This window comes from Pseudomonas sp. NMI542_15, assembly GCF_021283425.1.
Lineage (GTDB): Bacteria > Pseudomonadota > Gammaproteobacteria > Pseudomonadales > Pseudomonadaceae > Aquipseudomonas > Aquipseudomonas fortuita.
The window spans coordinates 253,313-266,579 of the sequence record NZ_JAJSRO010000004.1; the positions used below are offsets into that span (position 1 = coordinate 253,313).

At 62.6% G+C, this 13,267-nt stretch carries 11 protein-coding genes and 1 pseudogene; 8 read left to right on the forward strand and 4 right to left on the reverse strand.

Annotated elements, in window-relative coordinates; genetic code table 11:
* Positions 1 to 14 precede the first annotated feature (14 nt).
* From gabP to proP, 4 genes are all read left to right on the forward strand, one after another.
* Positions 15 to 1,406 (forward strand): GABA permease, encoded by a 1,392-nt coding sequence (gene gabP, locus LU684_RS10150; RefSeq protein ID WP_023047993.1) that lies wholly within the window; start codon positions 15 to 17, stop codon positions 1,404 to 1,406.
* An 87-nt stretch (positions 1,407 to 1,493) separates the two neighbouring features.
* Entirely contained in the window at positions 1,494 to 2,387 is an 894-nt protein-coding gene (locus LU684_RS10155) for a PA4780 family RIO1-like protein kinase (protein WP_023047994.1), read from the forward strand.
* Between the two features lie 302 nt (positions 2,388 to 2,689).
* Entirely contained in the window at positions 2,690 to 3,664 is a 975-nt protein-coding gene (hemB, locus tag LU684_RS10160; protein WP_060516602.1) for a porphobilinogen synthase, read from the forward strand.
* 161 nt (positions 3,665 to 3,825) lie between these two features.
* Positions 3,826 to 5,328 carry a glycine betaine/L-proline transporter ProP gene (gene proP / locus LU684_RS10165; protein WP_023047996.1) on the forward strand — a complete coding sequence of 501 codons (1,503 nt, stop codon included), beginning with the start codon at positions 3,826 to 3,828 and terminating at the stop codon, positions 5,326 to 5,328.
* Here proP and LU684_RS10170 read toward each other — a convergent pair whose 3' ends face one another.
* From LU684_RS10170 to LU684_RS10185, 4 genes are all read right to left on the reverse strand, one after another.
* Positions 5,329 to 6,018, reverse strand: a complete 690-nt coding sequence (locus LU684_RS10170; protein WP_232894603.1) for a YoaK family protein — start codon at positions 6,016 to 6,018, stop codon at positions 5,329 to 5,331.
* A gap of 9 nt (positions 6,019 to 6,027) precedes the next feature.
* On the reverse strand, positions 6,028 to 6,657 hold the full coding sequence (locus tag LU684_RS10175; protein ID WP_095115087.1) for a riboflavin synthase subunit alpha: 630 nt from the start codon (positions 6,655 to 6,657) through the stop codon (positions 6,028 to 6,030).
* Positions 6,658 to 6,765: 108 nt separating this feature from the next.
* Positions 6,766 to 8,832, reverse strand: a complete 2,067-nt coding sequence (treS, locus tag LU684_RS10180; RefSeq protein ID WP_232894605.1) for a maltose alpha-D-glucosyltransferase — start codon at positions 8,830 to 8,832, stop codon at positions 6,766 to 6,768.
* Positions 8,833 to 9,057: 225 nt separating this feature from the next.
* Positions 9,058 to 9,975: a LysR family transcriptional regulator gene (locus LU684_RS10185; RefSeq protein WP_023049313.1), complete on the reverse strand. Its 918-nt coding sequence runs from the start codon at positions 9,973 to 9,975 to the stop codon at positions 9,058 to 9,060.
* 120 nt (positions 9,976 to 10,095) lie between these two features.
* Between LU684_RS10185 and LU684_RS10190 the strand changes: the two genes are divergently transcribed.
* The 4 genes and pseudogenes from LU684_RS10190 to LU684_RS10205 all read left to right on the forward strand — a co-directional run.
* A complete protein-coding gene (locus LU684_RS10190; RefSeq protein ID WP_096426004.1) occupies positions 10,096 to 10,854 on the forward strand; it encodes a 5-oxoprolinase subunit PxpA in 759 nt (252 codons plus the stop codon).
* A 90-nt stretch (positions 10,855 to 10,944) separates the two neighbouring features.
* Positions 10,945 to 11,832: a 5-oxoprolinase subunit B family protein gene (locus tag LU684_RS10195; RefSeq protein WP_232894607.1), complete on the forward strand. Its 888-nt coding sequence runs from the start codon at positions 10,945 to 10,947 to the stop codon at positions 11,830 to 11,832.
* Positions 11,829 to 12,800 (forward strand): biotin-dependent carboxyltransferase family protein, encoded by a 972-nt coding sequence (locus LU684_RS10200; RefSeq protein ID WP_024717963.1) that lies wholly within the window; start codon positions 11,829 to 11,831, stop codon positions 12,798 to 12,800. Before LU684_RS10195 ends, LU684_RS10200 begins: the two co-directional genes overlap by 4 nt.
* 217 nt (positions 12,801 to 13,017) lie before the next feature.
* Positions 13,018 to 13,267 (forward strand): annotated as a pseudogene (locus tag LU684_RS10205) (type IVB secretion system protein IcmH/DotU); the annotation flags it as partial.

Below are 13,267 nucleotides of genomic sequence, written 5' to 3' on the forward strand. Positions count from 1 at the left end.
AACAAGGTAGTGCCATGCAAACCCACAAGAACAATTTGAGTCATGGATTGAAATCACGGCATGTCACCATGCTGTCCATTGCCGGTGTGATCGGCGCCGGCCTGTTCGTCGGCTCTGGTCGTGCCATTGCTGAAGCGGGGCCGGCCACCATCCTGGCCTACATCCTGGCCGGCGGCCTGGTGGTGCTGGTGATGCGCATGCTGGCCGAAATGGCGGTTGCTTCGCCGGATACCGGTTCGTTTTCTACCTATGCCGACCTCGCCATCGGCAAGTGGGCGGGCTATACCATCGGTTGGTTGTACTGGTGGTTCTGGGTACTGATCATTCCCATCGAAGCCAATATTGCCGCCACCATCATCAATTCCTGGGTCCCGCAGATGGAGATCTGGGTCTTGTCGTTGGTGATTACCTTGTTGCTGACGGCCACCAACCTGTTCAGCGTGAAGAACTACGGTGAGTTCGAATTCTGGCTGGCACTGGTAAAAGTGGTGGCCATCGTCGCGTTCATTGCACTGGGTGTGTGCGCCATTTTTGGCCTGTTGCCCGGTTCCGGTGTCAGTGGTGTTTCGCGCCTGTGGGATACCGGCGGTTTCATGCCCAATGGCTTTGGCGCGGTGCTGAGCGCCATGCTGATCACCATGTTCTCGTTCCTCGGCGCCGAGGTGGTGACCATTGCCGCAGCTGAATCCTCTGATGCGGGCAAGCATATTTCCAAGGCCACCAATTCGGTGATCTGGCGGATCACCTTGTTCTATATCCTGTCGATATTCATCGTCATCGCGCTGGTCCCCTGGACTGACCCGCGCCTGGCGACCGAGGGGTCCTATGTCACGGTGCTGGACACCCTGGGCGTGGCGAATGCCAAGGCCATCATCGACTTTGTGGTGCTGACTTCGGTCACCAGTTGCCTGAACTCTTCGCTGTATACCGCTTCGCGCATGATGTACTCGCTGAGCTGTCGCGGTGATGCACCGACCTGCGCCCAGGTGACCAGCCGCAGTGGCACGCCTGTGGTCGCGGTGCTGCTCTCCACCGGTGCGGCGTTTTTGGCAGTGATCGCCAATTACCTGGTGCCGGCCAAGGTATTTGGCTTCCTCATGGCCAGCTCGGGCGCCATCGCCTTGCTGGTGTACCTGGTCATCGCGGTGTCCCAGCTGCGCCTGCGCCAGCGCCTGACCGCACAGGGCAAGACGCTGGGTTACCGCATGTGGCTGTTCCCGTGGCTGACCTGGGGTGTGATCGTGTTCATCTTCAGCGTGCTGGTAGTGATGCTCCTGCGTCCAGATCACCGGGTGGAAGTGGTGTCGACCATGGTGCTGGCGGTGCTGGTGGTATGTTCAGGCTTGCTGGTCACGCGCCGACGGGCGCGCGGCGTGCCGATGAACAGCGCAGGGCAGGGCGTTTGATCAGCCTGGGCTGAAGACAGACGAGCAAGTCGCACCCGGCTGTGAGAGGATGTCCCCCATCACAGCCAGGACCCCGAACACAGCCTGATGAAGACACCCAAAAGAATCGAACCCCTGATCGAAGACGGCCTGGTCGACGAAGTACTGCGGCCGCTGATGAGTGGCAAGGAGGCCGCCGTGTACGTGGTGCGCTGCGGCAACCAGGTGCGCTGCGCCAAGGTCTATAAAGAAGCCAACAAGCGCAGCTTCCGCCAGGCCGCCGAATACCAGGAAGGCCGCAAGGTGCGTAATAGCCGCCAGGCCCGGGCCATGGCCAAGGGCAGCAAGTTCGGCCGTAAAGAAGCCGAAGATGCCTGGCAGAACGCCGAAGTTGCCGCATTGTTCCGCCTGGCCGGTGCTGGTGTAAGGGTGCCCAAGCCCTACGACTTCCAGGACGGCGTGCTGTTGATGGAGCTGGTGACCGATGCCGATGGCGACGCGGCCCCGCGCCTGAACGACGTGCACCTGGACGCCGAGGAAGCCCGCACGTTCCACGCTTTTGTCATTCGCCAGATTGTGCTGATGCTATGTGCGGGCCTGGTGCATGGCGACCTGTCCGAGTTCAACGTGCTGCTCGGCCCGGACGGGCCGGTGATCATCGACTTGCCGCAGGCGGTGGATGCAGCCGCCAACAACCACGCTTTCAGCATGCTGCAGCGCGATGTGGACAACATGGCCCATTATTTCGGGCGCTTTGCCCCGGAGCTGAAAAGCACTCGGTATGCGCAGGAGATGTGGGCGTTGTTCGAGGCCGGTGATTTGCTGCCCGACAGCCCGTTGACGGGGGTGTTCGAGGATGACGAACATGAAGCTGACGTGACCGGGGTGATGCGCGAGATCGACGCCGCTCGGCTGGATGATGCACGCCGCCGTGCAGCGCGTGACGAGGCTGAGCATGGAGTGGTCAAGGCAGAGGAGCCCACGCCGCCCTGGTTGCAGTGAGGCGTTGCAGGCGCCTCACAACTTTGTGAGGCTTTTCCCGTATCTTGTCAGGCTACATCCGGGCGACGCGATGCATGGCCCCGGCTGCGCCGGGGTTCGCGGGACAAGCCCGCTCCCACAGAGTCACCGCTAAATCTGTAAATCAGCGTTTGTTCTGCGTGAGCGGGTTCACCCGCGAAGGGGCCGGCACAGGCTAAACCTGGCCATTGCCATTGACGCAAGACACAATCTCGTCATTTAGCCTTTTCACTGGCGCGCGACAGGCATAAGGTATACGCCGTTCAAAATGCCCTGGAGCTGTCATGTCCAACCAATTCCCGTCCGTTCGTCCACGCCGCCTGCGCCAGAACGAGTCCCTGCGCACGATCTTCCAGGAAACCGAATTCCGCCTGGAAGACCTGATCCTGCCGATCTTTGTCGAAGAGGGCATCGATGACTTCGTGCCGATTACCAGCATGCCCGGGGTCAACCGCATCCCCGAGAAGCTGCTGGCCCAGGAAATCGAACGCTATGCCCGCGCCGGTATCAAGTCGGTGATGACCTTTGGCGTATCGCACAACCTGGACGCCACCGGCAGCGACACCTGGAACGAAAACGGCCTGGTCGCGCGCATGTCGCGCATCTGCAAGGACACCGTGCCGGAAATGGTGGTGATGTCCGACACCTGCTTCTGCGAATACACCAGCCACGGCCACTGCGGCGTACTGCATGACCATGGCGTGGACAACGATGCCACCCTGGCCAACCTGGGCAGGCAGGCGGTCATTGCCGCCGCTGCCGGTGCCGACTTCATCGCCCCCTCGGCAGCAATGGACGGCCAGGTCCAGGCCATCCGTCGCGCGCTGGATGGTGCCGGGTTCCATGACACCGCGATCATGGCCTACTCCACCAAGTTCGCCTCGTCGCTGTACGGCCCGTTCCGTGAAGCCGGTGGCACCGCGCTGAAGGGCGACCGCAAGAGCTACCAGATGAACCCCATGAACCGCCGCGAAGCGGTGCGCGAATCGCTGCTGGACGAACAGGAAGGGGCGGACGTGCTGATGGTCAAGCCGGCCGGTGCCTACCTTGACGTGATCGCCGACATCCGCGCCGCCTCGCGCCTGCCATTGGCGGCGTATCAGGTGAGTGGTGAGTACGCAATGATCAAGTTCGGCGGCCTCGCGGGCGCCATCGATGAAGGCCGGGTGGTGCGTGAAAGCATCGGCGCGATCAAGCGTGCCGGTGCCGACCTGATCCTGACCTACTTCGCCATGGACCTGGCGCGCGAAGGTATCTGAAGCCCGGGGCTCGGTATGAATAAGCCGCTGCTACTGCAGCGGCTTTTCTGTCTGCACTGTTGGTGATGCGGCGCAAATGCACAAAAAATCAGTAAGCGCTGAATTATTTAGTGTCCCGTTGTATCTGATCCCTTAGAGCATTCATCGACAGGGATACGGGTATGAAACCTCGCAAGAAACGCGTCCAGCCAATCGGGCTGAAGGACATCACCATCGTCGACGACGCCAAGATGAAGAAGGCCATCACCGCTGCCGCGCTGGGCAATGCGATGGAGTGGTTCGACTTTGGCGTATACGGCTTCGTGGCTTATGCCCTGGGCAAGGTGTTTTTCCCCAACGCCGACCCCAGTGTGCAGATGATCGCAGCGCTGGCCACCTTCTCGGTGCCGTTCCTGATCCGGCCGTTGGGCGGGTTGTTCTTCGGCGCATTGGGCGACAAGTTCGGGCGGCAGAAAATCCTCGCCGCCACCATCGTCATCATGTCGCTCAGCACCTTTGCCATCGGCCTTATACCGTCTTATGCCAGCATCGGCATCTGGGCGCCCATCCTGTTGCTGCTGGCCAAGATGGCCCAAGGTTTTTCGGTGGGCGGCGAGTACACAGGCGCGTCGATCTTCGTGGCCGAATACGCCCCCGACCGCAAGCGGGGTTTTCTCGGTAGCTGGCTGGACTTCGGCTCGATTGCCGGCTTTGTGCTGGGCGCGGGGGTGGTGGTGCTGATTTCCACCATACTGGGCGAAGAAAAGTTCCTTGAATGGGGATGGCGCCTGCCGTTCTTCCTGGCCTTGCCGCTGGGCATCATCGGCCTTTACCTGCGCCATGCGCTGGAAGAAACACCCGCGTTCCAGCAGCATGTCGACAAGCTGGAGCAGGGCGACCGCGAAGGCCTGGCCTCCGGCCCCAAGGTGTCGTTCAAGGAAGTGGCCACACAGCACTGGCGCAGCCTGGTGACCTGCATCGGCGTGGTGATTGCCACCAACGTCACCTATTACATGCTGCTGACCTACATGCCGAGCTATCTGTCGCACAACCTGCATTACAGCGAAGACCATGGCGTGCTGATCATCATTGCGATCATGGTTGGCATGCTGTTCGTGCAGCCTGTGATCGGCCTGCTCAGCGACAAGTTCGGCCGCCGGCCGTTCATTATCGTGGGCAGTGTCGGCCTGTTCGCCCTGGCCATCCCGGCGTTCATGCTGATCAACAGCGGCGTGCTGGGGGTGATTTTTGCCGGGCTGCTGATCATTGCCGTGCTGCTGAACTTCTTCATCGGTGTGATGGCCTCGACGCTGCCGGCTATGTTCCCTACGCACATCCGCTACAGCGCCTTGGCGGCTGCTTTCAACATTTCGGTGCTGATCGCCGGGCTCACCCCGACGCTCACTGCCTGGCTGGTGGAGAGCACGGGCGACCTGTACATGCCGGCCTACTACCTGATGGTGATCGCAGCTATTGGCTTGCTGACTGGGTTGACCATGAAGGAAACCGCCAACAAGCCGCTGCGCGGCGCGGCACCGGCGGCATCGGACATTGATGAAGCGCGCGAGCTGTTGCAGGAGCACCACGACAACATCGAGCAAAAGATCGAAGACATCGATGCGCAGATCGCCGAGCTGGAAGCCAAGCGCCAGACCCTGGCACAGCAGCACCCGCGCATTGATTGATCAGCGCGGCATGTAGCCACGCTGCCAGCCGCGCGGTATGAACCGCGACACCAGGGCCAGCACGCAGCTGCCAGCCAGTGCCTGCAGGCCCAGGCGCTGCTGCAACCAGGCGCCCAACGCGGCCCCCAGCAGCATGCCGGCCCAGGGCACCAGCTGCACCCGCCAGCCGTTGCGCCGTTCGCCCATCAGCCAACGGCCCAGGCCACGGCCGAAGCGGGACAGGGCGCCGGTGACGTAAGTCAGGCCGATAGGCAGGCCGTTCACCTGTTCAACCACGGCATTGATCATGCCCATGGCCAGCGTGGCGGCCAACAATGCCGGGAAGGTGGCCGCCAACGGCCACGCCGCTGCGAACGCCAGCAGTACCGCAACCATCAGCAACACGGGCCAGGCCCGGCGGCGCAAGCCACGGGCCAGCAGCACGCCCAGCGCATTGCCAGCGACGAAGCCCAGTATCGCGCCACTCAGGCGCAGCACCAGCGCAAGGTCTGCCTCACTGATGGCCACGGCCAGGCGTGTGGTATTGCCACTCATGAACGACACGAAGTCGCCCAACGCCAGCAGGCCTATGGCATCGGTCATGCCAGCCAGCACTGACAAACCAGCGACCAGGCCAAGGCCGACACGGCCACGCAACACTTGCAGGCGTAGCCGCCTGGCCGTGCGCGCGGGAAGGGCGTTGGGCAGCATGGTCAGGCCTCAGGGCAGCAGTTTTTCGCGGGCCAGGGTGCCTTTGATGGTGCGTTCTACCACATCAACCAGCACCATGGTCTGGTGATCGACCTCGATATTGAGCTGATCGCCGGCCTTGTAGCTGGCAAAAGTGGTCTGGCGCAGGGTTTCCGGGATCAGGTTGATGGTGATGACGTTGTCGTCGACATCGGCGACGGTCAGGCTGCAGCCATTGACCCCGATGAAACCGCGCGGGAACACGTACTTGCCCCATTCCGGGGGCATGCGGAACTTGATGAAGGCGCCGGTTTCCTTGATCGACAGTTCGACGATTTCGGCGGTGGTGGCGATATGGCCGGCCATCAGGTGGCCACCGACTTCGGCGTTCATTTTCGCCGAACGTTCAATGTTGACCCCCTGGCCCGCCTTGAAGAAGCGTAGGTTGGTGCGTTCGAGCGTGGCGGTCATGGCGTCGAACCTGACTTGGGTGCCGGCGATTTCGGTGACCGACAGGCAAGTGCCTTCGACACTGACGCTGGCGCCGATCTTCAATTCGTCGAGCAGTTCCGGGGTGAGGTCGATCGTGAACTGGTTGTGGCCCGGGTAGGTGGTCACATCAAGCAGAGGGCGGACGGCCTGAACGATGCCGGTGTACATGGAGTTGCTCCTGGGCACGGAAAAGAAATCTCCCGAACGCTATGCCCGTAGCGCTGTAATTGCAAGACCGACCTGCCCCTCTGCTGCAATGCCCTGGCCCGGCGCCGTTTACACATGTCCACTGCTGTTGACGATTCGCAGGCACAGTGCCTCGTACGGGTCCAGGTTCACCAGCAATCGCCCGTCTTTGGTCAGGTCCCCTTCGACCGTTTCGTTGATCATGTCCACGACCGGCCCCGGCGTGAACCCGGTCAACTGCAACTCCTCGGCAATAACTTCCTGGCCAAAGTTCAGTGCGCTGATCTGGATACCGCGCCCGGATGGCAGTTCATGAACCATGACCAGCAACCCCGGGCTACTGACCTCAGGCACCAGCACCTGGCGGCTGGTGGCGATGCCATAGGCCTGCCGCACGGCCAGCAGCTTCTTCACTTTGCAGGCAAACGAATCACCCTGTTCCAGCTGGCTGTCGAGGCTGCCATACAATGCCCGAGCCCGCGGCATTCCGCGCACTGACTCCTCCGCCTGTGGGGCGAGCCCGGCCAGGTCGTAACCGCCTCGATGAATCCAGCGGGTATCGCCATCCAGCATCCGCTGCGCGACCGCTTCGGCGGGCAAGGGCAGGGCGCCGACCAGGTCCCAGCCGGACAGCGCGACCACCCCAGGCTGCATGGCGTTGTACATGACCAGCAGCAGATGCACTTTCTGAATCAGCTCGATTTCGGCCGCACCGATTTGCTCAAGGTCGCGGATGCCCAACGCTGCGGCGATCAGGCTGGCCGTGGTGCAGGCAATGCCATTGGTGACGAAGCGCAGGTTGTAGGGGGCGTGCTCGCCCGAGAGGCGTTCGTAGATTTCTTCACGGATATGCTCACGCAAAATACTCCCTGGCAAGGTCTGGCCCTTGTACAGGTACATGTCGTGGGCGTGCAGGGTCCAGAAATGCACCAGCTCCACCGTCAGCTCGTCGTGGTTCTGCAGGGCATGGATCAGCGAGGCGGGGTCGATGCCGAAGGCGTGCATTTCCTTGAGCATCAGGCGCAGGAACTCGGTATCACCGGTCAGCAGCGCATGCTGATAGGCCGGTCGGGTGATGAAGTCATAGGACAGGTCCGCCCCCCCTTTGGACATCTGCGCGATGTCGTCCAGGGTCAGGTTCAGTTCCTGGAAGCTGAAGCCACCCGCCTTGCGTATCATCCCGCCGATCAACTGGTTGCCGACGATCGACAGCGGGTGGCTTTCTGACCAGGCGGTGCCGCTGGCCCGCGTTTCCACCCCCAGAAAGCCATTGGCGTCCAGGCGAAGACCGCGCGCGCCCAGGCAGTCAAGGGCGTGCAAGGCATCGCCAATGATCATTTGCTGGGCGGCGAAGGTCGGGTCTAGCCAGTTCAGTGAGGGTTGGCCGTCCTTGAAATAGTGCAGGTAAACCCAGCGACGGGTTTTGCCGTCGACACCGGTGATGGGCGGCGTGACGCTCCAGTCGGTTTCCTTCACACCGGGCTCGAAGAAGATCACCCGTTGCAACTGGCCGACGATGTAATGGCGGGCTTTGAGCTCGTCGCACTGGGCTGGCAGCAGGTTGACCGAATCGCGGCCGGCGGGCACCTCAGGCAGCAGCGGCCAGTCCTCCTCGCGGATTTCGACCATGTGGTACAGCCCCGGGTAGGGCCCGTGGGCCATCTCGGCCAAGCGGAAGTCGGCGCCCTTGCCCGTGTGCGAGGGAATCAGGTCGTCGATGGTAACGGCGTTGTGTGCGGCGGCCATGCGGCTCATCTGGACCAGCTCTTGTTCGCTGCCGTACAGCGGGTCGATATCGAAGCTGATGCGGTCGAAGTTACCGTCCACACTGGGGGTGAGTTCGCGGCCACGGATACCGCCGGACAGCTTGATCGGGCCAGTGTGCACCCCCTGGATGCCGATCTCCGACAGGCGTTTCCACAGTGCTTCGTGAGCCAGGGCGCCAAGTACGGAGCAGTCTTGCGGGGCGATGATGGCGTCGGGGTACACGGTCAACCAGACCGAGGCAATTTCGGTGGCGCGGCGGGGCTGGGCTTCGGCGTAGGGCTGCTGCCACAGGCGTGACTGCCCTGAGTACAGGCTGGCGCGCGCCTGGGAAGCCTTGAGCATGGCGCGGTCTTCGAGCCATTTGACATATGACGGGTCGGGCTGGGTCATTTCGCGTCCTCTTTGCGTGTCGGCACCGGCTCAGGTTATGACGGCATTGTGGCCTGATCGTTCGGCTGAAACCTGTGATGGCCTCTTCGCGGGTAAACCCGCTCCCACATTGACCGCGTCGCACCAGGGGCGGTGGCTTATTCAGCTAGCCACTGTCCTCAAGGCCGGTGCAGTAACTGTGGGAGCGGGTTTACCCGCGAAGAGGCCGGCCCTGCCAGTACACCCTCAGCGCCGGGCGGACAACTGCTGGGGCGCCAGGAACGCGTCATGGAAGTAATTACGCACGGCCTGCATCGCCGGGCTGAATGCCCGCTCACGGTGCCAGGCCAGCCCTACACTCATGGGTGTGACCGGGTCGCTGATGGTCACCGTCTCGATGCGCTTGCCCTCCAGCGACCAAGGCCTGTGCACCAGATCTGACAAGATCGCCACACCACTGCCATTGGCAACCATGCTGCGCACGGCTTCCACCGAACTGGTCCGCACCCGCACGCTCGGGCGCTGCCCGGCCAGTTCCCAATAACGCATGGCGCTTTGCTCGGCCTCATCGACAGTCAACAGGATGAACGGCTCACAGGCGACATCGGCCAGGCTTACCGCCGAGCGCTCGCACAGCGCATGGTGGCCAGGCAGCCACAGCCGTCGCTCGGAGTTGAACAGTGTCTCCGAGACAATGTCGGGGTGGGTGAGGTTGGCGGTGAGCACGACCGCCATGTCGAAACGTCCCTCCAGCAAACCCTGCTCGATGGCGCTGCGCTCCTGCTCGTACAGCTCCAGGGTCACATCGGGGTGCCAGTGTTCCAGACGCTGCAGATGGTGTGGCAGGAAGTAGCCGATCACCGTATAGCTTGCCGCCAGGCGCAGCAGGCCGCTGGCGCGCACGTTCGGCAGCGGGCTGTTCAGCGCGTCGTCAACACTGCGCAGGATCACGTAGGCGCGGTTCAGGAAGTGGCGGCCGGCCTCGGTCAGGCTCATGCCTTGGGCCGAGCGCTGGAACAGCATCACGCCAAGCATGGCTTCCAGTTCCTTGATCGCCGTAGTCACCGCCGACTGAGAGATGTTCAGGTGGATGGCTGCCTGGGAAATCTGGCCGATCTCGGCGGTGGCAACGAAGTAGCGGACCTGACGCAGGGTCAATGACACAGTGGGCTCCTGAGGTATCTGATTTTCCGAAGACTCCCCATCTGTTTATAGATCTTCCCAAGGGGGTAAGGAGAATCTAACGTGGCTTGCATGCAGTCACAAGCACCAGGAGAGACGGTCATGCAGGTGGTGGATTTCAACTCGGACATGGGTGAGGGATTTGGTCCGTGGACTATTGGCGACGGTGTCGACAGCGAGCTGATGGGCTATATAAGCACGGCCAACATCGCCACGGGCTTTCATGCCGGCGACCCCGGCACCATGCGCCGCACCGTCGAGCGGGCCAAGGCCCTCGGCGTGGCGGTGGGGGCGCACCCGGGCTTTCGCGACCTTGTCGGCTTTGGCCGCCGGCATATCAACGCGCCAGCCCAGGAACTGGTCGATGACATGCTCTATCAGCTGGGCGCACTGCGTGAAATTTCCCGTGCTCAGGGGGTGAGTCTGCAGCACATCAAACCCCACGGCGCGCTTTACATGCACCTGGCGCGCGACGAAGAAGCCGCCCGCCTGCTGGTGGAAAACCTGCGGGTGATCGAGCCGGAGCTGCTGCTGTACTGCATGCCGGGCTCGGTGATCTGCCGTGTTGCCCAAGCACTTGGTCAACCGGTGGTTCGCGAGTTCTACGCCGACCGTGAGTACGACCTGAGCGGCTCGATTGTATTCACCCGCAATGTGCGGGGCCATGAGCCCAAGGCGGTCGCCGAGCGCGTGTTGCGGGCATGCCAGCAAGGCCTGGTGCGCACGGTCGAAGGGCAGGACCTGGCCATCGAATTCGATTCCATCTGCCTGCACAGCGATACCCCGGGTGCACTCGACCTGGTCGAGGCCACACGCAGGGCGCTGGACGCGGCCGGTATTGTGGTGCGTGCGCCACGCTGAACCTGTGAGGTATCCGGCACAGACAAGCCGGAGCCCGTGCATTTTGTTTTCGCCTGCCTTTCTATAAAGATTCCAAGAAAAGGAACAGTCATGGCCGAACCGCTTGCTACAACCCCGATCCGCTACAGCTTCGGCGCCGACGAGCACCTGTTTGCCGAAGTCAGCGAAAGCATGTCGCTGGAAGCTTTTTTCAAGGGCATGGCCGTCACCCGCGCAGTGGAGCGGCTGGCGCTTGATGGTGTGCTGGACGTGTGCCTGGCCAATGCCTCGTTCCAGATCCGCTTCGACCCGGACCGTATCGCGCCGCAGGCGCTGCTTGAAGCGGTGCAAGGTGCCGAAGCCCAGGCTGTGGCCGAGCGTTCGTTGCAGACGCGGATCATCGAGATCCCGGTGCTGTACAACGACCCCTGGACCCATGAGACCCTGATGCGTTTCCGTGACCGCCACCAAGACCCGGCCAGCACGGACCTGGAGTACGCGGCGCGCATAAACGGGCTGGCGGATGTCGATGCCTTTATCGCCGCCCACAGTGGTGCGCCGTGGTTTGTGTCGATGGTCGGCTTCGTGGCTGGCCTGCCCTTCATGTTCCAGATGGTCGAGCGTGAGCGGCAGCTGCAGGTACCCAAATACCTGCGCCCGCGTACTGACACGCCCAAGCTTACCCTGGGCCATGGCGGTTGCTTCAGTTGCATCTACTCGGTGCGTGGGGCGGGGGGCTACCAGATGTTCGGCGTCACCCCGGCACCGATCTACGACCCTGGGCAAACACTGAACTACCTGAAGGCGCACATGGTGTTTTTCCGCCCGGGTGACATCGTGCAGTTCAAGCCCATTGATCGCCGGGCCTACGACCAGGCAGTGGCAGATGTGGAAGAGGGCCGGTTCGACTTGCGTATTCGCCCGGTCGAGTTCTCCCTGGATGCCTTCCTTGCCGACCCGGTCGGTTACCCCAAGTCGCTGCAGGAGGTACTGGCATGATCAAGGTACTCAAACCCGGCCTGGCCACCTCGGTGCAGGACCTGGGCCGTGAAGGCTACTACCACCTGGGCATTCCGCCGTCCGGTGCACTCGACCAGTACGCCCTGCGCGCGGCCAACCACCTGGTGGGCAACCCAGCGGGCGCAGCCGCCCTTGAGTGTGCGCTGGTGGGGCCGGAGCTGGAGTTCCAGCAGGATGCGCTGGTGGCGGTATGCGGTGCACAGATGCCCGCTTTGCTGGAGGGCCGCGAGCAGCGCCCCGACACGGCATTTGCGGTGCGCGCCGGGCAGGTGCTGCGCTTCGGCTTTCCCACGGCGGGCGCCCGTGCCTACCTGGCCGTGGCCGGTGGTATCGATGTACCTGAGGTGCTCGGTAGCCGCTCCACCTACGCGCTGGGGGCATTGGGCGGGTTCCAGGGGCGCAAGCTGATGGCAGGTGACGTGCTGCCGGTTGGTGTGCCCAGCGGCACGACCCGCGCCGGCGCAAGCCTGCCCATGGCCCTGCGCCAGGCGCTGGGCGGCGAGGTGGTGGTGCGGGTGGTGCCGGGGCTGTACTTTCATCGCCTGACCGAAGACGCAGCACAAAGCTTCTTTACACAGGCCTGGACAGTCGGCTCCGAAGCGGACCGTATCGGCTATCGCTACAAAGGCGGCAGCGCCTTGGGTTTCCAGCCGCGGGAGCAACCGTTCGGTGCCGGCTCGGACCCGTCCAACATCGTAGACAGCTGCTACCCGATCGGTTCTATCCAGGTGCCAGCGGGGCTGGAACCGATCATCCTGCACCGTGATGCGGTATCGGGTGGCGGCTACGCCATGATCGGCACGGTGATCAGCGCCGACCTCGACCTGATCGGCCAGATGCAGCCCAACCAGCAGGCAAGGTTCCTGGCGGTGAGCCTGGAGCAGGCGCTGGAGGCGCGGCGATCATACAAGAAGAAACTGGCCTGCCTGGCCAGGCTCTTTGGCTGAGCGCAACGCGCTTGTGGAAGCGTTGTGCGATCCCTGCAGGAGCGGAAAACCCGCTCTTTCAGGGCCCTATTCTCTAGCAGGATGCTGCCAGCGGAATGTTTGGAAACTAGATTCAGAGAAGGATCCTACAAGCATTTGGGAAGCCCCAGACTCCTTGGAGAATTGATTCCCCGATAGTGTTCATGTCTTCAGTTTTCTCGAAGACAAGGACCCCTTCATGCCCGGCCCATCCGATCTGCCTCCGGTAAAACCCGACAGCGCTGTCGATGCCCATGACGCTTCAGAACGCAGCGTTTACGCGATGCTCGAAGTGCCGGAGGGTAGCGATTCACCCTATCCGGCTGACCAGGGGCAGCGAGCAGGTGACCCGGATTTTGAAGGTTACCCCGGCGACCCGGAGTTCCAGCTGCGTGGCGGCTTCGAAAACCTGATGCTCGACGCGGCGAGCCCGCTGTTCGGTCTGGTCA